Consider the following 21,985-nt stretch of genomic DNA (forward strand, 5'->3'; position numbering starts at 1 on the left):
TGGTCACCGCGGCGCTGAGCCCGTTGGTGCCGGCAGCGATCACGCCACCGTCCTGGGAAATCATGACGACCCCGCCGACCGCGCTGGCCAGATTGGCGCTGCCGGTGAAGGCGACATCGTCGAAATCATAATTGCCGAGCGTCGGATCGAGCCCGATCGTGTTGACCGTGTAGCCGCCACTGGCCGCTGTTATCGAGGATTGCAGCACAGTCGCGTCGCCGTCGCCGAAGGTGAAGTTGGCGTTGGCCGACGTCGCCGTCGTGCCGCCCGACGACAGTTCGACGCCGACACCAGCATTGGAAATGCTGGAGCCGCGCAGGAAGGTGATGGTCTTGTTGCCAGTCGTCGACGACAGGTCGATACCACGCGAGGTGAGGTCGCCGGTGCCGGTGATCGTTGTCCCGCCGAAATCGGCCGTGGTCGATGAACCGCTGAAGTCGATGCCGGTCTGGTTGGCGCCGGAGCCCATCGTCACATTGGTTGTTCCAAATGTGACATCGGCATTGGTCAGGGCGAAGTTGATGCCGGCTGGACCGACTGTCGAACCCATCGTCACGCTGGTGGTGCCGAAGGTGACGGCGCCGGCATTGTTGGTGATGTCGATGCCATTGCCCGTGGCGCCCGACACGGTCACCGCCCCGAAGGTCGCCGATGCGGTGCTGGCGACATTGGCGACGGCCAGGCCGGTGGCAGTGGCGCCGGTGATCGACAGCGGAGCTGTGACGTTCAGCGTCGCGGTTCCGGCAAGGCCGGTGACGACGGCGCCACCGCCGCCCGTCGCAGACAGCGTCGAGCCGATGAAGCTGATCGCGCCGCCGACCGGGGGCAGCGACGAGCCGATCGCGAAAAGATTGCCGGTGCCAGTCGAGGTGAGGCTGCCGCTGAAGGTCGCCGAGCCGCCGGTGGTGCCGTCGACCTTGACCGCCGTGGCTGGCGCGGTTGCCGAGCTGGAGATGTTGGCCGCCACACCGATTGTCGCGCTGCCACCGGAAATGACGACACCGTCGCCAGCGCCCGAATTGGTGATGGTGCCACCGAGGATCGTGATCGAGCCCGTGTTGTTGGTCAGGCTGACATCGGTGCCCGCGACATTGGTCGTCACCAGATTGGTGATGGTGAAGGTCGATGACGAAGCGTTGATTGCAAGGCCGTTGATGCCGGCAGTGGTGCCACCGATGGTGACATTGCCACCCAGGAACGGGCCGCCCGAGACGGCATTGAAATTGAGCGCCGTGGCTGCCGCAACGCCTGTCGTGATGCTGTCGAACGCCATGCCGCCGGTGCCGATGGTGACGCCGTCGAGATTGATCGCGTGGCCGGTGCCGGTGGTGATCTGCTCTGTGCCTGCGGCCGCGACTGTGATCGTGCCGCCCCCGGTGGCGCTGAAGCCGGTGCCGGTCGTTGTGGTCAGATCCAGCCCGCCGGTGAATTTGATTGTGCCGCCGGTGTTGCCGCTCAGGCTGATCGCAAAGGCGGTGGCGGTGCTGGCGGTGATCGCTCCACCGAACGTGGCGCTGCCGCCGCTCATGCCGGAGATCCCCACCGCGCTGGTAGCAGCGGTCTGGTTGATGGTGCCGTTGTAGGTGACGTTGGGCGTCGAGTTGCTGATGGAGAAGGCGTTGCTGCTCGTGCTGGCGATGGAACTCCCGACCCCGAAGGTCAAGGTTCCGCTGGAGCTGCCGACGATGCCTATGCCTACGCCGCCGCCGGTGATGTCGAGATCGTCGAAGGTGGCGATGCCGTCGAAATTGTTGGCGGACAGCGCCGCACTGGTGGCGTTGGTGATCTTGGTGTTGCCGGTGAAATTGACGGTCGCGCTCGAACCGACAAGCACGATGCCGATTTCAGATGCGGTCTGGACGGTCAGGTCGTCGACCGAGACCGTACCGGTCACTCCATCGAGTAAGAGGCCGGTTGCGACATTGCTGACCGTCACGCCCTGGACGGTCAGGTCATTGATGCCCACGCCGTGGATGCCGGCGGCGGCGCCCCCGGAAATATTGAAATCGAGCAACGTGTTGCCGTTGCCCAGCGTCACGACATCGCCGCCGCCGGAACTGGTCAGCGTTGCCGCGCCCGCGGAATCCGAGATGGATTCGTCATGATGGACGTTGGTGCCGGTGACATTCAACGGCACCCCGCCGAGCGAGAACGCGCGGCCGTTGCCGAACGACGCAAGTTCCTGTCCGTCGCTCAGCGAGAAGCCGGTGGCGGCGTCGATCGTCCCGCGGTTGACCAGGACAATGATGGCGTCGCTGGCGGTAATGCTGTCGGCATAATCGATCGAGGCGAGATCGGTGATCGACGTGCCGCCGCCCGAAGCCCCGGCCGCGACGAAGATGTAATTGCGCAGGTCGTAGAGTTGCGGGCCGGTAAACTGCGTCGTGCCGAAGGCGTAGTGGCCGCTGCCCTCATTGAGCCCGCGCGCATCGAGCGAGGCGGTGATGCCGGAGATGGAGCTGGAACCGCCGCCGAAGGTAAACTCGGCGTTGGCCGTGGCCCCCGGCGTGCCGGCAATGCCCAGCCGCACGCCGGTATCGACATTGGCGATGACGCCACCAGCGGTGATGGTGATCACCGCGCCGCCGGCGCTCGGCGACGTCAGGTCGATGCCGATCGAACCGGCGGCACCGGTGCCGGTTATGTTGAGCGACTGCGCGGTGAAATTGGTCTTGGATCCGGAGAAGTCGAGGCCGGTGCCGACACCCAGTCCGGAAATGACGATGTTGCCGGCGACCACCGCCGCATTGACGCCGGCAAACGAGATGCCGTCGGCGCCGGGATTGGTGATGTTGATGTCGCCGAAGCGGATCGCCGCCGGCGAATCCGAAATGGCGATCGCCGGTCCGGTCGTGTTGGAGATCGTCGTCGCACCGTTGACGGTGAAGCTGCCCGCGACATTCTCGAGCACGACGCCCGACGTGCCGCCGCTCTGGCTGATCGAGTCCAGCACCACATGAGCGGTGATCGGATCGATGAAGACGGCGGTGCCGCCATTGCCCGATACGGTGCCGCCGGTGGTTGTGAACGTCCCGCCGGTCGACGTGCCCTGCACGGTGATGCCGCGGTCGGTATTGCCCTGCGCATTGACGGTGGCGAAGGTGTAGGTGCCCTTGCCGCTGATATCGAGACCGTCGTCGAGATTGCCCTGCAGCAGCGTCGTGCCGGTGAAATTGTAGGTGCCGTCGCCTTCGATATGCAGACCGTCGAGGCCGTTGCCGGTGGCGGTGAAATTGGAGCCGGTGATGCCGGTCGAACTGCCGGTGAAGTCGGCGCCGTTGCCGCCCGCACCGGTGACCGTCACATTGGTCAGCGTCGCGCCGGTGATGTTGTTGCCGAAGATGCCGTCGGCGCCGCCGGTGATGGTGATGCCGTTGAGCGTGTTGCCGTTGCCGAGCGTGATGACGGGGTTGGCGACGTTGGTGCCCTGGATCGTGCCATCGCTGCCGCCCAGGTTGAAGGTGCTGGTGCCGCCGCCGAAAAGCCTGGCGGTGACGCTTTCGCCGCCGCCGATGACGGTCTGTCCATTGGCAAGCGTCACGCCGCCGGTCGTCAGATTGCCGTTGCCGCCAAGCGCGACGACAAAGCCGTTCGCACCCGACTTGGTCACGGCGTCGTCCAGAGTCGTCGGGTCGGCCAGCGTGCCGGCGCCGGCGAGGCCGCCATCGGCGAAATAGAACTTGCCGAAGGCGGCATTGGTGGCGGCGTTGATCGCGACACGCGTCGTCGAGCCGCCGGTCAGCGTCTGCGACTGGACGCGGACCCCGATATCGCCACGCACGCGTTCGTTGACGCGCTTGCGCAGGCCTTCGCTGACCGGATAGACCGGCTCCGGCCCGTTGTCGGCCCCATTGGCCGAGCCGCTGCCGGGATTGAACGGGATGTTCAGCCGCACGCTGCCGGCGAACTGGGTGTCGTCGCGATTGTCGTTGCGGACCTCGCCGGCGAAGACCAGTTCCGTGTTGCTGCCGAAGACATCGCCGATCGTATACTCGAACCCGGCCTTGGCGCCGGTGACGCTGCCGTCGTCGCCATGCGGATCCTCGAAATGATAGCCGCCAATATCGAGCCGCAGCGAATGCTTGTCGGGCAGGTTGACCGGCACCTGCGCACCGATCTCGCCCTCGATGCCCCACGCCGCGTAGTCGCGGTGGTCGAGGACCGAGATCTGCTCGATCAGCTGGTTGCTGACCATCGACAGGGTCGAGCTGGTCGAGTGATCCGTCGAATCGCCCTTGATCGGCAGATAGACGTTCACATGCGCATCGAAATGTGGCGTGATTGCCTCGGCGCCCAGCGTGGCCGCGGTGAACTGGGTGGAGTTGTAGTTCTCGAGGTTGAGATAGGCGTAGCCGCCGATCATCAGGTCCGGGTTGACGATGCGGCGAATGCCGAGGCCGACATCCTGGCCGGAACCATCCTTGAAATCATGCTTGGCCCGGACATCCAGGAACAGCACGGATTCGGCCGTCTGCTTGAGCGGGATGAAACCTTCGAGCGCGGCGTTGCCGCCATTGTTGTCGGCGCCGATGATGGCGCGGATCTGCGGCTGCCACAGGCCGTTCGGATCGGCATGGGCCGTCAGACTGGAAAGACCGAGCGCCAGCGTCGTCAGCGCTGTCGTCTTCCAAAGATGCCTGGCGATTTGCGAACGGCGATAGCCAGCGCGAACGTGGAAATCCTCCCCACGCGCCGCTATCTCACCAACTTGCCGAGAAGTCTCGGTAGTTCCCATCCCTGGCGAGTCCTTCGGGGACTACACGCGCCCCGTGTAGATTCTTACTCGAATTCTATTGTATAGCGAGTCCCGGCCGATCCGATTTCTAGAGCTTTCCTGCAAAATTGCTCGCTGTGTCTGAAAGGCCACAGTAATTTCGCCGGCTTGCTTGCCTCCGGCTCGGCTTTCGGAACAGTCGCGAGTGTTGTATCAAGCCATGCTCGGGAGAATACCGGGGCGCGGCGAGGAAACATGCAAGGCATCCGGCAAAACAACATGGCACTTACTTTAGACAAGTCTAATTTACTTGGCATGGCCGCGGGGCTGGCCGCCCTGTGGCTTGGTCTGGCCGCCGGCCCAGTCCTTGCCGAAGATGCCAAGCCGGCCCAGCCAAAGCCGGCTGAAACCAATGCAAAACCGGCCGATGCCAATCCGTGGGCGGTGAACTGCTCCTCCGGTTCGGCGACCACCGAGCTTCAGTGCCAGGTGTCGCAGAACCTGACCGAGGCCAAGACCGGGCAGCGCGTGCTGACCGTGACCGTGCGCCGCGACAACGGCAATGGCAGCCTCGCCATGCTGCTTGCCCTGCCGCACGGCCTGTTCCTGCCGTCCGGCGCCTCCTTCCAGATCGACCAGGGCCAGAAGACGACGATTGCCATCCAGACCAGCGACCAGAACGGCGCCTATGCCGCCACGCCGTTGTCGGCGGATCTCATCAAGGCCATGAAGTCCGGGACCAATCTGAACATCGGCATGGAATCGGTCACCCGCAAGCCGGTCACCATCCCGGTGTCGCTGGCCGGCTTCACCGCCGCCGTGGCCAAGCTGGAATCGATCAAATAGCTGCTGCCAGCGGCTTGATTGTGCGCACCCGGAATGCTCCGTTGCCGCTTCGGACAGTGGAGAAACCCATGACAGGCTTTGTCGATCGCCAGCGCGCGGCGCAACTGATGGACCGCGCCGGCATCGGGGCGCTGGTGCTGTGCGCGCCCGAGGCTTTCCACTATGCGACCGGCGCCTCGATCGGCCCGTCGGGACTATTCCGGCGCGCCGGCGCCGGCTTCGTCGTCATCCCCGCGGGCCAGGACCTGCCGATGGGCGTCGTGGTGGCGGATTTCAATGCGGGACAGCTGCAACTGGCTCTGTCGGATGCCGTCATCCGCAGCCACCCGATCTGGATCGAAACCGCCACGCTTGACGCCTCGACCGCAGGGCAAGGGCTGGCGCAACGCGTCGAGGCCGGCCTTGCCTCGTCTGGCCGGGCGCCTGGTTTTTCCCGGCCGGCAACATTCGAACTTGCCCGTTCCGTCCGCGAACTGAAGGAGATCCTGAGCGGGTTCGGACTTGAGCGCGCAAGGATCGGCGTCGATCTCGATTTTATTCCCGCCGCCGATCTCTCGGTCATGCAGGCGCTGCTGCCGGGCTGCACGATGGTCGACGGCTCGGCCGTGCTCGACAGGTTGCGGGCCATCAAGTCGCCGCGCGAGATCGATCTGCTCCAGCAAGGCATCATCCTGTCCGAAGCCGGGCTGGAGCGGCTGCAGGTCGATGCCATGGCCGGCATGCGTCAGGGCGATCTCATTGCGCTCTATCGGCAAGGCGTCGCCACGGCCGCGTCCGGCCTGTCCCATCCGGTCGCCACAGCCGAATATGTGACGCTGGGCGCGAAGGCCAAAAGCACCGATGCGAAAGCCATGCCTGGCGATCCGCTGAAGTGCGACATGGTCTGCACGGTCGGCGGCTACGCCTCCGACATGTCGCGCAATTTCACCTTCGGATCGCCATCCGCCGAGCAGGCCGAACTGCACGCGATCGCCGAGCGGGCCTTTGACGACGGGCTGGCTGCGCTTGTTCCGGGAGCCAGGCTCGCCCACGTGCATCGCGTCGCCACCGACAGCCTGACGCGGCAAGGGCTGCGCACCTACCGCCGCGGTCATTTCGGCCATGGCGTCGGCCAGTCGGTCTTCTCGGAGCAATGGCCGTTCATCGCCGCCGATAGCGATGTCGTCATCGAAGCCGGCATGGTGCTGGCCTTCGAGATCCCGCTCTACATAGACGGCCTCGCCAGCTTCAATCTCGAGGACCAGTTCCTGATCACACCGGACGGGCCCAAGCCGATGAACAGACTGCCGAGGCGGCTGGAGAGGATTGGCTAGCCGGCTTTGAGTCTGCACGCTGGAGATTGGCCGAAGCCTCCCCACCTTCGTCATCCACGGGCGGAGCAGGAGCGAAGCTCCGTCGCGGAGACCCGAGGATGACGAAGCGATGGGCGACTTGGCCAATCTCGAAGCCGCACGCGGTACCCAGCACCTAACCACTCACCGGCGGCCTTCTCCCTCTCCACGGCATCTCCTGCTCCAGTTGCGCCGATGCAGCCAGCACCGTTGCCTCGTCGCCGTAGCGGCCGACCAGTTGCACGCCGATCGGCACGCCGTCTTTCGACCAGCCGAGCGGCAGCGAGATCGCCGGCTGGCCGGAGATGTTGAAGGGGAAGGCAAACACCGAGTCCGTCCATTTGGCGTTGTAGCGGTCGATGTCGGTTTCCGACATGTCGTAATAGCCGAGCGGGCGCGGCAGCTGCGTCAGGGTCGGGGTGATGAAGAGATCGTAGGCGCAGAGGTCGCCGACGATGTCGCGGCCGACCTGCCTGAGCTGCTCGACATCGGAGATGTGCCTGGTGCCGCTGGTCGAGCGGCCGCGCTCGATGATTGCCCAAGTCACCGCCTCGACATCGCTTGGCGTCACCGGCCGGCCGATCACCGTTTCAAGGTAGTCGAACGTCGCCGCCGTCTGCACGCAGGTCATGTTGGTGTAGGTCTTCCACACAGCGTTCGCGTCGAGCGGCATATCGTGCTCCTCGACGTCGTGGCCGAGCCGCTCGAGCGCAGCCACGGTCGCCAGCACCGCCGCCTTCACCTCCGGATCGATCGCGGTGCCGTTGGGCGGCGTGACGGAAAAGCCGATGCGCAGCTTCTTTGGCGCCCGCGCTGAGAGGCTGAGCCAGCTGCCATCAGGAACCGGCGGCGTATAGGGGTCGCCGGGCAGCGCGCCAGCCACCGCATCGAGATAGGCTGCCGTGTCACGCACAGTGCGTGAGCAACAGAGAAAATAGGCGCCGCCATACCAATAGTCGCCGAACGGCGCGAGGCTGACGCGGCCGCGCGACGGTTTCAGGCCGACGATGCCGCAGCAGGAGGCCGGAATGCGGATCGAGCCGGCGCCATCGCTGGCCTCGGCGATCGGCACCATGCGCGAAGCGATGGCCGCGGCAGCGCCGCCGCTCGAGCCGCCGGGCGTGATGCCTTCCTTCCACGGGTTCTTCGTCACACCGTAGAGTTTTGGTTCCGTCGTGATCGACCAGCCATTCTCCGGCGCGTTCGACTTGCCGACCAGCACCAGCCCGGCCGCCTTCATGCGGCGAACGACCTCGGTGTCGAAATCGGCAACGACATCCCTGAGGTAGAATGAGGAGTTGGTGTTCGGTGCCCCGGTCCAGGACGAGGCCAGCTCCTTGAGCAGGAACGGCACGCCGGCGAAGGGCGCTGATGTGTCGACCGTCTCGGCCTGCGCCCGCGCCATGTCGTAGAGGCGATGGATGACCGCATTGAGCGCCGGGTTGAGCCGCTCGACCAGCGTGATCGCCGCCTCGACCAGTTCCGCCGGTGAAACGTCGCCCCGCTTCACAAGTGCCGCAAGGTCGAGCGCGTCGGACTCGGCATAGGTTTTCAGCAGACTGTCGGTGACCATGTCTCTCTCCCGTCGTTCGTTGATCTTGCCAACGTTGGCGCGCCCCTCATCCGCCTGCCGGCACCTTCTCCCCGTATAGTGACGGGGAGAAGGGAGACGCTCCAACGCTGACGACTCCCTCTCCCCGTTCTTCACGGGGAGAGGGTAAGGGTGAGGGGCAGCGCCGGCCTGAAACGATTGCCGCCAGCAGCCGGATTGCGTCAGGCCAGGTCGATGGTCCGTCCCAGTGCGATGCTCTGTTCGGCGGCCAGCACGATGCGCAGGCTGTTGACCGCCGCATCCATCTGCTCGGTCAAATCGAGATCCTCGCGGATGGCGCGCATGAAGAAGGCCTGCTCGCGGTCGCAGAGCTCCTGGTGACCGGGCTCGTCCTCCATGCTGACGATCTCGTCGGGCTTCGAGAAATTCTTGTCGCCGTCGACCTGAGCATAATGGATCTTCAGCGCATCGGTCTTGGTGTGGCGGTCGATGTCGGCGGAGCTCGAAACCTCTGCCAGTTCGGCAGCACTGTTCGCCTGCTGGCCGGCGACGATCGACACCGCGCCCTTGGGGCCGACCACGTCCTTCACGAAATAGGCCGTTTCGCTCATCATCGGGCCCCAGCCCGCCTCGTACCAGCCGACCGAGCCGTCATCGAAGGTGACGTGCAGGTGGCCGTAATTCTGCTTGTCGGCCTCCGCCCAGAGCTTGGCGCCGATGCCATGCACGCGCACCGGCTTGGCGCCGGTCAGCTGGCACATGACGTCGACATAGTGGACGCCGCAATCGACGATCGGGATCAGCGAATCGATCAGGTTCTTGTGCCAGTGCCAGGCGCTGCCGCTGCTCTGCTGGTTGAGGTTGAGCCGCATCACCAGCGGCTTGCCGAGCGTCTTGCCGACCTCGATGAACTTGATCCATGACGGGTGGACGCGCAGGATATAGCCGAGCACCAGCTTGCGGTTCTTCGCCCGCGCCGCCGCGACAACCTTCTCGGCATCCTCATTGTTGGTGGCGAGCGGCTTTTCCATGAACACATGGCAGTTGGCGGCGATTGCCTTCAGCGCATATTCGGCATGGGTGTTCGGCCAGCTGTTGATCGACACCGCGTCCGGTTTTGTCTCCTTCAGCGCCTGGTCGAAATCCTCGTAGAGTGGGTAGCCGGCTAACTCTCCCGGAATCTTCGTGTTGCTCTTGATCGAGCGGCTCATGATGCCGACGATCTCAAAACCGTCGAGCCGGTGATACGCGCTGGCATGCGACGCACCCATATTGCCGAGACCCACCACCAGCACTTTTACTCTGTCGGACACCGCTGCCTCCCAAATTCTTCATTGAATCTTGGGCGGCGCTGTTGCCGTCGCCCGCATGTTTATCCAGGACAATCAACTTAGGTTGGCGCCGCCCCTCATTGCCCTGCCGGGCATTTCTACCCGTATAGTGACGGGGAGAAAGGGCTGGCCGCAATGTTGGCGATTGGCGAAATCATCAACGACAGCGTCCCCTCGCCCCGTTTACGGGGAGAGGATGCCGGCAGGCAGGTGAGGGGCGGCGCTGACCTGGACAATTGCCAGCCCTACTTCACCGCCGAATCGAACAGATGCGCCTTGATCTTCTCGACATCGAGCGCGGCAAAACCTTCCGACAGCTTGACGCCGTCGGCATCGGCCTTGACCTTGGCCTTGTCGAAATCATTGGCCGGGCCGATCAAATCGTTGGTGCAGACATCCTCGGCCTTCACCGGAGCGGTGATCTGGCCGATCTTGTGGATTTCGTCGAAGAAGCCCTGCCAGCTCGCCATGTCGTGCGAGCCCCAGCCGCCGCGTTTGTCCATGTCGCCGCGGAAGACGTTGATCTGCTGCAGGATCGAGGTGGTGCCAAGCTCCGGCCCGAGATTCTTGGCCAGCGTCGGGAACTGCTCGAACACCGCTTCGACCGCCGCGCGGGGATTCTGGTAGCCGAATTCGAGGCCCATCGCCCAGCCGCGCAGGTACTTTTCCAGCAACGCCTTCTTGTCGGCGTCCTCCAGATCGGCGGCGCGCACGACGAAAGTATTGGCCGGCAGCTTTGAGTTCTGCACGCCGAGCCAGTATTCGAAGTCGAGCCCCTTGGCGATCCATTCGGCGCGTAGGCCTTCCCACGACAGGGCAGCGTCGCCCTGGCCGCCGGCAAGAGCCGTGCCCCATGTCGGCCAGCCGGCTTCGACATATTTGACCTTCTTGATGTCGACGCCCTGCGCCGCCAGCAGCGGGTCGGTGATCGACTGCCAGGCGGCGGAGCCGAGCAGGATGGTCTTGCCTTCCAGCTTCTTCAGGTCGTTCGATCCCTCGCCCTTGCGGAAGGCGATGCTGAACGTGTCGCGGGCGCCCATATGGAACACCGACTTCAGCTTCATGCCGTTCTGGATGGCGAAAGAGAACACGCCGGGCGACGGGAAGCCCATATCGGCCTGGCCGACATCGACGAACTTCACCGTCGCGGTGCCGTCCGACGGCCCCGGCTGCATGTCGGTGTCCAGCCCATCGAAATAGCCGGCCTTCTTGGCTGCCCAATAGGGATAGTCGTCGAGCACTTCGAGCGTGCCGCGCGGCGAGATCCAGGTGAATTTTCCGTAGGGTTCGGCCCTGGCCTTGAGGCCGGTGGCGCCAAGCGCCGTCGCCGTCACCAGCCCGGCGCCGGTCACCTGCAGGAAGTAGCGGCGGCTGATGCCCGCCGGGTTGGTCGAGAAATTATTGGTCATGGCATTCCCCTTTTTTGTTTGATGTCAGTCTCTTGCCGCCCGCCTCCCGGGCGCCGTCTGTACTTTTGTGTTCAAGCCTCCCAGCTCGCCCATTTCTTGCCGATCAGGAAGAACAGCACGTAAATCAGGATGCCGAGCGTCGACAGGATCAGCACCACGGCGAAGAACTGCGGCATCTGGATCATCGACGAATAGGTGGTCAGCCGGTTGCCGAGGCCGAAGCCGCCGCCGACCATTTCGGCGCCGACCGCGGTCAGCAGGCCGAAGATGGCGCCGATCATCAGCCCGACCAGGATCATCGGCAGCGCCATCGGCGCTCGGATCTTCCAGAAGATCTGCAAGGTGCTGGCGCCATAGGAGCGTGCCAGCGCGATCTTGGCGCTGTCGACGCGGCGAAAGCCGGTGGCGGCATTGATCATCACCATCGGCCCGGCGGCCAGCGCCACCGCGATGATGCGCGGCGTGTAGCCGAAGCCGAAGCGCAGGATCAGAAGCGGCACCAGCGCCAGCATCGGCGTGGTGACCAGCAGCAGGATGTAGGGCGCGACGATCTTCTCGGCGAAGGGGAACTGGGTGATGACGGCGGCCAGCACCAGGCCGACGATCGCGCCGATGGTGAAGCCGGACACCAGCTCGACGAGCGTGTAGCCGAGATGCGGCGCGATCAGCGGGAACTCGTCGAACAGCGCATAGGCGATCGAACTCGGCGGCGGCATGATGTAGAGCGGCACATGGAACAGCCGCAGCGCCAGTTCGATGCCGCCGATGATGATCACCGCCACGGCAAGAATGGCCGCCACCTCCTTGCCCGACTTGATGCCGGGCCCGCTGGCGAAGGCCGACAGATTGGTCAGGCTGACCTCCTGGCCGTCGCCCGTCTTGGCACCCGACTTGGACTTTGAAAATTCCGGAATGGCGTCGCCTCCGCTCACGGCCTGATCCTCACGATCTCGGCGCTCGGGCGCTCCGGCGCTTTTGGCCGCGTGCGTTCGCCGACAATGTCCATCTTGATACGGTTGGTGAGGTCGAAGACCTCTTTCGTCGCCATGATCTCCAGCGAGCGTGGCCGCGCAAACGGCACGCGATATTCCTTGGCGACGCGGCCCGGCCGGGCGCTCAGCACCACGACCCGGTCGGAGAGGAAGATCGCCTCCTCGATCGAGTGGGTGATGAAGACGATCGTTGTCTTGGTGTCGAGCCAGATCTCCTCGACCAGCCGGTTCATCTCCTCGCGGGTGAAGCTGTCGAGCGCGCCGAACGGCTCGTCCATCAAAAGCACCGAGGGCTTCAGCGCCAGCGCCCGCACGATCGCCGCGCGCTGCTGCATGCCGCCCGACAGCTCGCGCGGAAATTTGCCGCCGAAGCCGTCGAGCCCGACCCGGTTGAGCAGATGCGCGATCCACGCCCGGTCCGGCTTCTCGCCCTTGATCTCGAAAGGAAAGCGGATGTTGGCATCGAGATTGCGCCACGGCAGAAGGTTCGCTTCCTGGAAAACGATGCCGATATCGGGATGCGGACCGGTGATGGCCTTGCCATCGAGCCGGATCTCGCCGCTGGTCAGGCTGTGCAGGCCCGACATCGACCACAAGAGCGTGGTCTTGCCGCAGCCGGAAGGGCCGACGATCGAGACGATTTCATTGGCGCTGACATCGAGGCTGCAGCGGTCCAGCGCCAGCAGGTCGCCGGAGGCCGTGTGATAGATCTTGGTCGCTGCCTGCACGCCAAGCTTCGGCTTTTTTGCATCGCCCGTATTCATCTGCCCCCCGGGAAGATTGCGCGATGATCCATTGCTCATCCCCAGCGAAAATCAGTCTGTAACTATCCTACTTTCCTGTCAAGCACCGACGATGGCCACCGTATCAGGAAAATCGATTAGTGTGCCTATCCGCTTGTTTTAATACCGGTTTTACGGCCTTGAAATGCATGTTGCTTTCCTACATACTTCGGAACAGACACGGATCGGAGAGGACCGGAGGAAGGTGATCTTTACCCTACGACACGCTGCGGTTGCGATGCGGTCGGGCGCGTGGAGCCAGGGCGTGCAAACATGCTAAGACGGCAGCCTCGCAACCCAGGGAAAGACCAGGACCCCATGAACGAAGCTGGCAGCCAGGACGAGCCTGTTCCAGGCCAGGATACCGAGGGGCGCGATCCTGTCCGGCGCATTCCCGACATCATCTCGCTGGTCAAGGATTCCTACAGCGAATTGCGCCCGGCCGAACGGCGTGTCGCCGATGTCGTGCTCGACGACGTCAAATATGCCGTCGACGCCTCCAACGCCGCCCTTGCCCAGCGCGCCGGGGTCAGCGAACCGACGGTGACCCGGTTTTGCCGCGCTATCGGCTGCGAGGGCGTGCGCGACTTCAAGCTGAAGCTGGCGCAGAGCCTCGTCGTCGGTGCGCTCTATCTGGCCAAGTCGCCCTCCGTCAGCAATGACAATGGCATGCCGTTCTGGAACGCCGTATTCGGCGAGGCGCGCCGGGCGCTGCAGGAGGCCGAGCGGCAGCTCGACCCGGCGCAGCTGCAGAAAGCCGCCGATCTGATCGCCAAGGCGCGCCAGGTCACCGTGTTCGGCCTCGGCGGCAGCTCCTCGGCGCTGGCGCAGGAAACCCAATACCGGCTGTTCCGCTACGGCATCACCGTCAGCGCCCAGTGCGACCCCTATCTGATGCGCATGACCGCCTCGACGCTCAAGCCGGGCGATCTGGTGATCGCCATTTCGGCCACGGGACGCACGCGCGAGGTGATCGAGGCCGTCGAGCTCGCCAAGCACTACCGCGCCAACGCCATCGCCGTGACCGCGCCCGACACCGAACTCGCCCGCGCCTGCGACGTCAGGTTGACGGTGGCGGTCCCGGAATATCCCGACACGCTGAAGCCGACGGCCTCGCGCTTCGCCTTCCTGGCGGCGATCGACCTTCTGGCGGTGGCCTCGGCCTACAAGCTCGACGGTTCGGCCCGCGAGACCGTGCGCCGCATCAAATACAACGCCCAGATCCACCGCACCGGCAAGGAGATGGAGCCGCTCGGAGACTAGCTCCCTTCTCCCCGTTCACGGGGAGGTGAGGAATGGTCCGCGTAGCGGACGAAAAGCCAACTGCTTGGCTTTTCGAACGACGAACGCCGGCAGGCGGATGAGGGGCGGCGCCGAGTTCAACAATTGATGGTCCCAACTTGGATTGGGCACATGCACAAAGAGGGAAAGAAATGCTCGAAATAGCACCGACGAAACAGGCCGCCGCATGGCTCGAATCCCTGGCGCAGGCGCTCGCAGCCGGCGACGCTGCGGCGGCGAGCAACCTGTTCGTCGACGATTGCTACTGGCGCGATCTCCTGACCTTCACCTGGAACATCACCACCATGGAAGGCCGCGAGGCGATCGCCGACATGCTGGCGGCGACGCTGGCGACGGCCAAGCCGAGCGCGTGGCAACTGACCGGCGAGGCGATCTCGCACGATGGCACCATCGAGGCGTGGTTCAGCTTCGAAACCGCGGTGGCCAGGGGAGAGGGCATCATACGGCTGCGCGACGGCCACTGCCGCACGCTGTTCACGGCAATGACGGACCTGAAAGGCTTCGAGGAGCGCAAGGGGGCGGGGCGGCCACTCGGCGTGCGCCACAAGGCCGATCCAAAGCGCGAAACCTGGTCGGAGGCGCGGGCGCGCGAGACGCGCGAGCTCGGCACCGAGGAACAGCCCTACTGCCTGGTCATCGGCGGCGGCCAAGGCGGCATCATGCTGGGGGCGCGGCTGCGCCAGCTCGGCGTGCCGACCATCGTCATCGAGAAGAATGCGCGGCCGGGCGATTCCTGGCGTAACCGCTACCGCACGCTCGTGCTGCACGACCCGGTCTGGTACGACCATCTGCCCTACATTCCCTTCCCCGAGAACTGGCCGGTGTTCACGCCCAAGGACAAGATGGGCGACTGGCTGGAAATGTACACGCGCGTCATGGAGCTCAATTATTGGGTCGCCACCAAATGCCTTAGCGCCAGCTATGACGAGGCGGAGAAAGTCTGGACCGTGGTGGTCGACCGCGTCGGCCGGCAGATCACGCTGAAGCCCAAGCACATCGTCTTCGCCACCGGCGCCTATGGCCCGCCGAGAAAGATCGACCTGGCCGGCGCCGACCGGTTCAAAGGCGAATTGCTGCACTCCAGCCAGTATGCCAGCGGCGACAAATTCCGCGGCAGACGAGTCGCGGTCATCGGCGCGGCAAGCTCCGGCCATGACGTCTGCGTCGACCTCTGGGAAAGCGGCGCCGGGGTCACCATGATCCAGCGCTCACCGACGACGGTGGTCAAGTCGGACACGCTGATGGAAGTCGGTTTCGAGATCTTCTCGGAAGACGCACTGGCACGCGGCATCACCACCGAGAAGGCCGACATGATCGTCGCCTCGACGCCGTTCGCGCTGGTGCCCAAGGGCCAGCGGGCGCTTTACGAGGTGATCAAGGCGCGCGACGCGGCCTTTTACGACCGCTTGCGCGCCGCCGGCTTCTCCATCGATTTTGGCGACGACGAGACCGGCCTTCTGATGAAGGCCTACCGCACCGGCTCCGGCTACTATATCGATGTCGGCGCTTCCGACCTGATTATTGACGGCAAGATCGGCATCCGCAGCGGCGTCGCCATCAAGTCGCTGACCCCGAGCGGCATCCTGTTCGAGGACGGCAGTGAACTCGCCGCCGACGCCATCATCGCCTGCACCGGCTATCAGTCGATGAACGAGACGGTGGCTTCGATCGTCTCGCGCGAAGTCGCCGACAAGGTCGGCCCCTGCTGGGGGCTTGGCTCGGGCGTCAAGGGCGACCCCGGACCCTGGCAAGGCGAGCTGCGCAACATGTGGAAGCCGACCGCGCAGGAAGCGCTGTGGTTCCACGGCGGCAATCTGGCGCTGTCGCGCTTCTATTCGAAATATGTGGCGCTGCAGATCAAGGCGCGGATGGAGGGCATTGAGACGCCGGTTTATGGGAAGCCGAGCAATTCAGGCGCTGCTGATCTCCCCCCTCGAGGGGGAAATGTCGCCGAAGGCGACAGAGGGGGTCGCCGCGCGTAGAGCGCCAGCCTCCATCTGCCGCAAGGAGGTCGCATCCAGTCGAACCGACCCCCTCTGGCCTGCCGGCCATCTCCCCCTCAAGGGGGAAGATCGCTAATCGTGCCGATGCCCGAAATGCCTCGCGGCAACCTCGACATGCGTATGCGACGCCTGCGCCACGAAACGCTCGGTCTCGTTGTGATCAGCCGCCTCGTTCGGCCACCAGGTGCCGCCAATAACGATGCCTTCCGACACCAGCCTCTGGTCGGCGACCAATGACGCGCCGACCGCATCGACGAAGGTGAAGCGGCCCGGGCGCTGCCGGAGCACGGCGACATCGCCGACGGTGCCGACCGCCAGCGTGCCCAGGTCAGGCCTGGCGATCGCCTGCGCCGGCGCTTGCGTGGCGGCGCGCAGGACCTCGACCAGCGGCATGCCGAGCGCCAGCAGCTTCGACATGCAGACCAGTATGTCGAAGGCGGGACCGTCGACACAGTAGAGATGCACGTCGCTCGAGATCACGTCCGGCGCCAGTCCTTCCTCGAGCATGGCGCGGGCAACGGCGAAATCGAACGAGCCCATGCCGTGGCCGATGTCGAAGATGACGCCGCGCTCGCGCGCCAGCCGCATGTCCGGCCGCACCGCGCCGGAAGCAAATACCGGCGCATTGGGAAACGGCCGGAAGCAGTGGGTGAGAATGTCGCCCCTGCGCAGCCGCGGCAGCACTTCCGAGCGGCCGGGCGGCGGCTCGTCTATATGCGCCATCAGCGGCAGGCCGGCCTGGTCGGCGGCCTCCAGCGCCAGATCCACCGGGGCGATGCCGCTGGTGCCGCCGGCATGCTTGCCGGAGCGGACTTTTACGCCGACCACGACATCGCGGTGTTCACGCGCCGCCGCGACCACCTCGCGCGGCTCGCACAGCCTGAGGTCGCTGCACTCGCCGACCGACACTGTCTGCGAGAAGCCGAAAATGCCGGCAAAGGAAATGTTGACATAGGCCAGGATGCGGACCTTCGACCGCTCCATGACATGGCGGCGGAAGCCGAGGAAATTGCCGGCGCCGGCACTGCCCGCATCGATGAAGGTGGTGGTGCCGCTCTTGGCGGCCAGCCGGTCGGCATCGACGCCAAGCGACGTGCCGCCCCAATAGACGTGGCTGTGCAGGTCGACCAGGCCCGGCGTGACGATGCAGCCGCCGGCATCGACGATCTGCGCTGCGCTGTCCGCCGGGATATCGGCATCGACAGCGGCGACCCGGCCATTGGCGATGGCGACATCGCGCGGCGCGTCGAGGCCAGCGGCCGGATCGATCAGCCGTCCGCCCTTCAGCAGGAGGTCGAATTGCATTGGGGTCACCTCCGCTTGGCTGCTTTGCCTACAGAGGCCGGTAGGCGACCGCCTCGACCTCGATCTTGATGTCGATCATCAGCCGCGATTCGACCGTGGTGCGGGCCGGCGGGTCTTTGGGGAAATGCCGGGCATAGACCGCGTTGAAGGCGCCGAAATCGCGCGCATCTTCCAGCCAGACCGTGGTCTTCACCACATCGTCCATGGTGCAGCCGGCCAGCGCCAGCGCGGCCTTGATGTTGGCGAGCACCTGCTCGGTCTGTTCCGATATGCCGCCCTTGACCACGATGCCGTCGCTGCCGACGGGAACCTGGCCCGAGACATAGACGAGATCGCCGGCCCGCACGGCTGGCGACAACGGCACATGCGATGTTCCAAAACACTGTTTCGGCAAGGGACAAGCCTCCTCTGATGACAGGACGGGGTGCCGTGGCGGCGCCCGCTTCGATCGACATTTACGCCGATCGACGCGATCCTCATAGGGGCCTTGTTGGAAAGCAACATTCTTCGAAATCCGTGTTGCTTTATTACAAGAGGGCTTGCATCGTACGCGCTGACGGGCGGCTTGGAAGCCGCAACGTACAGACGCATTTGCCAGAGCGGAGACACCCAGCGATGACTTACGACAAGAACCCGTTTCCATCAGGCGATGCCGATCGCCACGCGCTCTGGGAAATGCTGGTGCGGCGCGACATCGACGCTTTCATCGGCCAGGACTGGGCCATGGTCGAGGATGATTTCGTCGCCGAGAGCTTCTTCGGCATGCATGCGAATTTCCTCAGCAACGCCGACGCCTGGCGGCTGCAGTTTCCGAGACTGGACGTCTACCGCGACGAATGGCTGCGCCAGGCCAAAGAGACGGCGGCGACCAAATTCGCCGAGCCGCTGCGCGAGGCGCTGTTTCGCGTCACCAACATGCGCGACATCGACGTCGACGGCGACCGCGCCGTGCTGCACAAGAAATTCGACGGCTCGGTTGCCAAGGCGGACGGCAGCGTCGACCGCTTGAAATGGCAGACGCTGTATTTCTGCAGCAAGGTCCGCGGCAGCTGGAAGATATCAGGCTTCGTCGGCTACATGCCGCATCCGCTCGGCAGCTAGAACCACCGATCACCAGAGCGCAGGATGGGTCGGGCCGAACGTGCGGCCCGGCACCGCGGCCGCCATCAGCGAGCCGTTGAACAGCGATGGCGGATGCAAGGCGCCGCATTCCATCAAACGCATCGCCAGACATTGGCAATGCCTTTTGCGCCCATTCTTACGAATTTGTATGCCGCCGGACAGGCCGGTGTGAACTCGTTTGCTTACGATGCGCGGTGTCGATCGCCACCGCCCCGCCGCAACCGTCGACCTCTGGACTTCAGCCATGCTCGCGCCCAACAGGCAACAACCCGCCGCACCGAGCCACAACAGGGTTCCCGACGTCACCCTCGACTTCTGGCTGGTCAAGCTGATGGCGGTCACCACGGGCGAGACCGCGGCGGATTATCTTGCCGACACAATCGGGCTCGGGCTGACCGCCACCTCGCTGATCATGACCGGCATCCTGATCGCGGCCCTTGTCCTGCAGTTTACGCGGAAATGCTATGTGCCGTGGGCTTATTGGCCGGCGGTGGTGCTGATCAGCATCGTCGGCACGCTGGTGACGGACAGCCTCGTCGACAGTTTCGGCGTGCGCCTGCAGACGGCAACCATCGCCTTCTCGGTCGCGCTCGCCGCGACATTCGCGGTCTGGTACGCCAGCGAAAGGACGCTGTCGATCCACACCATCTTCACCACCAGGCGCGAGATCTTCTACTGGCTGGCGATCCTCTTGACCTTCGCGCTCGGCACCGCCGCCGGCGACCTCGTCGCCGAAAGCTTCGACATGGGCTACCTCACGACGGGGCTGCTGTTCGGCGGTGCCATCGCGCTGATAGCGCTCGCCTACTGGCTGCTCAGTCTCGACGGCATCCTGGCCTTCTGGCTCGCCTATATCCTGACGCGGCCGCTTGGCGCTTCGTTCGGCGACCTGCTGTCGCGGTCGGCCAGGCACGGCGGCCTGGGTCTCGGCACCATCTTCACCAGCCTGCTCTTCCTTGGCTGTATCATTGCGCTTGTCCTGCACATGACCCTGAAGGAGGCAACCGACGAGGCCGATGAACTGTTGCTGGACCTGGACTAGGTGCAGGGCGGATGCGCTAGCGTTGACAATTGCCGAAAACCCCACCGCTTCGGCCAGTCTTGAACGTTCTGACGCCACCATACCTGCGCCTTCGTGACATCCTAGGAACAAGCCCGTGCCGGTGATAGCCTCTCCACCTCGGCAAAGGACCGGACCTTTCATGCGACTGCTTCTCGTCGAGGACGACCACAGGACGGCCGACTATATCGTCAGGGGACTGACCGAGGCCGGCCATGTCTGCGATTTGCTTCGCAACGGACATGACGCGCTGTTCGCGGCGACCCGGGGCAATTACGACGTGATCGTCGCCGACCGGATGATCCCCGGCCTCGACGGTCTGTCGATGATCAAGGCGGTGCGCGCCGCGGGCGTACGAACGCCCGCGATCTTTCTCACCTCCGTCGGCGGCATCGACGATCGCGTCGAGGGGCTGGAGGCCGGCGGCGACGACTATCTGGTCAAGCCCTTCGCCTTTTCCGAACTTCTCGCCCGCATCAACGCGCTTGGCCGGCGGCCGGCGGCGCAGGAGCAGAAAACCGTCCTGCGGGTCGCCGACCTCGAAATGGACCTGATCATGCGGCGGGTCACGAGGCGGGGCCAGCCGATCGACCTGCAGCCGCGGGAATTCAGCCTGCTGGAAGTGCTGATGCGCGGCGAAGGCCGCGTCATCACCCGCACCATGCTTCTGGAGCGCGTCTGGGATTTTCATTTCGATCCCAGGACCAGCGTCGTCGAGACCCATATCAGCCGGCTGCGGGCCAAGGTCGACAAGCCCTTCGAAACCCAGCTCATCCACACCGTCCGCAACACCGGCTACAGCCTGCACGCGCCGTCATGACCGGAACATGGTCCCGCCTGCTGCGCAGCACGCCGTTCCGGCTGGCTCTGACCTTCGCCTTCCTGTTCGTGCTGGCCTTCGTCCTGTCGGGCGCCATCGTCTACCAGATGATGAGCGCCGATCTTGCCGAGCGGCTCGACGACACCATCAAGGAGACCTACGCGGTCGTCGCCGCGACCTATGCCGAGAACGATCTCAAGGAGCTGGTTGAGACCGTCGGCAGCCACTCCCTGCGCAGCCCTAGGAAGGAGCAGCTGTTTTCGCTGACCGACGCGACGGGCAATCGCCTGGCCGGCAACTTCACCGCGGCAGGGCTTCCCGACGGTTTCTCGATGTTCGACACCGAAATGCCCGGCGTGCCGCCCGGCGCCGAGTACCGCGCCTATTCCGGCCCCGTCGGCGGCAACACCCTGACCGTCGCCTTCAGCCTTTCCGAGACGGAGGAGTTGGAGAGGATCGTGCTGATGAGCTTTGGCTGGGGAACCCTGATCATCACCGGGCTGGCGGTCGCCGGCGGCGCCCTGCTGGCCTCGCGGGTCCAGCGCCGTCTCGACGGCATCGCCGCCACCATGGTGGATGTCTCGCACGGACGGCTGGACACCCGCATTCCGCTGACCGGCAAGGGCGACGACATCGACATCGTCTCCAGCCAGGTCAATGCCGCGCTCGACCGCCTGTCGGCACTGGTCGAAGGCATGAAACAGGTCAGCGCCAACATCGCCCACGATCTGAAGACGCCGCTCAACCGGTTGCAGATGATCCTCGACACCGCGTCCGAAAAGAACCTGTCAGGTCAAAAGGTCGCCCGCGAACTGGCCGAGGCGCATGCCGAAAGCCTGCAGATCAACGAGACCTTCGATGCCCTGCTGCGCATCGCGCAGATCGAGGCCGGCGCCCGCCGGGCGCGGTTCACCGATGTCGATCTGGGCGAGGTGCTGCAAACCATCGCCGAAATCTATGCCGATGTTGCCGAGGACGACGGAAAGTCGCTGTCGTTGGCGCAACCACCGGAAACGACGGACCGGATCCATGGCGATCGCGAGCTGTTGACGCAGATGTTCGCCAATCTGGTCGAGAACGCGCTGCGCCATTGTCCATCGGGCACGACGATAAAGCTGTCGGCGGCGCGCCAGGGCGAACGCGTCGTTGCCGGCGTCGCCGACAACGGTCCCGGCATTCCCGCCGACGAACATGAAAAAGTGTTTCAGCGGCTTTATCGGCTGGACCATAGCCGGTCGACGCCAGGCAGCGGGCTGGGTCTCAGCCTTGTCCGGGCGATTGCCGATCTGCACGGTGCGTCGATTACGCTCGAGGATTGCCGGCCCGGGCTTGAGGTGGCGGTGAGTTTTCCGCTGGCGACGGGTTAGAGGCCGATCTCCCCCCTTGAGGGGGAGATGTCGCCGAAGGCGACAGAGG

At 64.7% G+C, this 21,985-nt stretch carries 17 protein-coding genes; 8 read left to right on the forward strand and 9 right to left on the reverse strand.

The features are described 5' to 3' along the window. Window positions 1-4,735: inverse autotransporter beta domain-containing protein (locus tag EOB59_RS24735; protein WP_206622070.1), on the reverse strand; the 4,735-nt coding region annotated here is incomplete at its 3' end. 258 nt (window positions 4,736-4,993) lie between these two features. Between EOB59_RS24735 and EOB59_RS24740 the strand changes: the two genes are divergently transcribed. Continuing rightward, window positions 4,994-5,560, forward strand: coding sequence for an invasion associated locus B family protein (locus EOB59_RS24740; protein ID WP_245486735.1), 567 nt, complete (start codon window positions 4,994-4,996; stop codon window positions 5,558-5,560). A 68-nt stretch (window positions 5,561-5,628) separates the two neighbouring features. After that, window positions 5,629-6,873 carry a Xaa-Pro peptidase family protein gene (locus EOB59_RS24745; RefSeq protein WP_128289450.1) on the forward strand — a complete coding sequence of 415 codons (1,245 nt, stop codon included), beginning with the start codon at window positions 5,629-5,631 and terminating at the stop codon, window positions 6,871-6,873. Between the two features lie 154 nt (window positions 6,874-7,027). Here EOB59_RS24745 and EOB59_RS24750 read toward each other — a convergent pair whose 3' ends face one another. From EOB59_RS24750 to EOB59_RS24775, 5 genes are all read right to left on the reverse strand, one after another. Further along, entirely contained in the window at window positions 7,028-8,464 is a 1,437-nt protein-coding gene (locus EOB59_RS24750; RefSeq protein WP_128289451.1) for an amidase, read from the reverse strand. 200 nt (window positions 8,465-8,664) lie between these two features. Continuing rightward, a complete protein-coding gene (locus EOB59_RS24755) occupies window positions 8,665-9,756 on the reverse strand; it encodes a Gfo/Idh/MocA family oxidoreductase (RefSeq protein WP_128289452.1) in 1,092 nt (363 codons plus the stop codon). A 263-nt stretch (window positions 9,757-10,019) separates the two neighbouring features. Continuing rightward, window positions 10,020-11,183, reverse strand: a complete 1,164-nt coding sequence (locus tag EOB59_RS24765; protein WP_128289453.1) for an ABC transporter substrate-binding protein — start codon at window positions 11,181-11,183, stop codon at window positions 10,020-10,022. A gap of 71 nt (window positions 11,184-11,254) precedes the next feature. Then, on the reverse strand, window positions 11,255-12,115 hold the full coding sequence (locus tag EOB59_RS24770) for an ABC transporter permease (RefSeq protein WP_128289454.1): 861 nt from the start codon (window positions 12,113-12,115) through the stop codon (window positions 11,255-11,257). Beyond that, window positions 12,112-12,939, reverse strand: a complete 828-nt coding sequence (locus EOB59_RS24775) for an ABC transporter ATP-binding protein (RefSeq protein WP_027037522.1) — start codon at window positions 12,937-12,939, stop codon at window positions 12,112-12,114. The genes EOB59_RS24770 and EOB59_RS24775 overlap by 4 nt, the downstream gene beginning before the upstream one ends. A gap of 336 nt (window positions 12,940-13,275) precedes the next feature. On the opposite strand from EOB59_RS24775, the gene EOB59_RS24780 reads away from it, so the two are divergent. Together EOB59_RS24780 and EOB59_RS24785 are read left to right on the forward strand one after the other, a co-directional pair. Beyond that, window positions 13,276-14,220: a MurR/RpiR family transcriptional regulator gene (locus EOB59_RS24780; RefSeq protein ID WP_127273418.1), complete on the forward strand. Its 945-nt coding sequence runs from the start codon at window positions 13,276-13,278 to the stop codon at window positions 14,218-14,220. Between the two features lie 170 nt (window positions 14,221-14,390). Further along, window positions 14,391-16,241 carry an NAD(P)/FAD-dependent oxidoreductase gene (locus EOB59_RS24785; protein ID WP_245486737.1) on the forward strand — a complete coding sequence of 617 codons (1,851 nt, stop codon included), beginning with the start codon at window positions 14,391-14,393 and terminating at the stop codon, window positions 16,239-16,241. Between the two features lie 93 nt (window positions 16,242-16,334). Here EOB59_RS24785 and EOB59_RS24790 read toward each other — a convergent pair whose 3' ends face one another. Next, window positions 16,335-17,567, reverse strand: a complete 1,233-nt coding sequence (locus tag EOB59_RS24790) for an amidohydrolase/deacetylase family metallohydrolase (protein ID WP_128289455.1) — start codon at window positions 17,565-17,567, stop codon at window positions 16,335-16,337. A 28-nt stretch (window positions 17,568-17,595) separates the two neighbouring features. Continuing rightward, window positions 17,596-17,961: a RidA family protein gene (locus EOB59_RS24795; RefSeq protein ID WP_027037525.1), complete on the reverse strand. Its 366-nt coding sequence runs from the start codon at window positions 17,959-17,961 to the stop codon at window positions 17,596-17,598. Window positions 17,962-18,182: 221 nt separating this feature from the next. Between EOB59_RS24795 and EOB59_RS24800 the strand changes: the two genes are divergently transcribed. After that, window positions 18,183-18,668 carry a hypothetical protein gene (locus tag EOB59_RS24800; protein WP_128289456.1) on the forward strand — a complete coding sequence of 162 codons (486 nt, stop codon included), beginning with the start codon at window positions 18,183-18,185 and terminating at the stop codon, window positions 18,666-18,668. Between the two features lie 9 nt (window positions 18,669-18,677). Here EOB59_RS24800 and EOB59_RS24805 read toward each other — a convergent pair whose 3' ends face one another. Then, complete coding sequence (locus EOB59_RS24805; protein WP_128289457.1) at window positions 18,678-18,935, reverse strand: hypothetical protein; 258 nt, start codon at window positions 18,933-18,935, stop codon at window positions 18,678-18,680. Here EOB59_RS24805 and EOB59_RS24810 point away from each other — a divergent pair. From EOB59_RS24810 to EOB59_RS24820, 3 genes are all read left to right on the forward strand, one after another. Continuing rightward, window positions 18,934-19,731, forward strand: coding sequence for a hypothetical protein (locus EOB59_RS24810; protein WP_128289458.1), 798 nt, complete (start codon window positions 18,934-18,936; stop codon window positions 19,729-19,731). The two genes, EOB59_RS24805 and EOB59_RS24810, sit on opposite strands and share 2 nt — an antisense overlap. A gap of 160 nt (window positions 19,732-19,891) precedes the next feature. Further along, entirely contained in the window at window positions 19,892-20,569 is a 678-nt protein-coding gene (locus EOB59_RS24815; protein ID WP_127383177.1) for a winged helix-turn-helix domain-containing protein, read from the forward strand. Continuing rightward, the gene (locus EOB59_RS24820) at window positions 20,566-21,936 is read left to right on the forward strand and encodes a HAMP domain-containing sensor histidine kinase (protein WP_128289459.1); all 1,371 of its coding nucleotides are present in this window, start codon (window positions 20,566-20,568) and stop codon (window positions 21,934-21,936) included. The genes EOB59_RS24815 and EOB59_RS24820 overlap by 4 nt, the downstream gene beginning before the upstream one ends. The last annotated feature ends 49 nt before the right edge of the window (window positions 21,937-21,985 follow it).

The sequence above is a fragment of the Mesorhizobium sp. M7A.F.Ca.MR.176.00.0.0 genome (genome assembly GCF_004023165.1).
GTDB lineage: Bacteria > Pseudomonadota > Alphaproteobacteria > Rhizobiales > Rhizobiaceae > Mesorhizobium.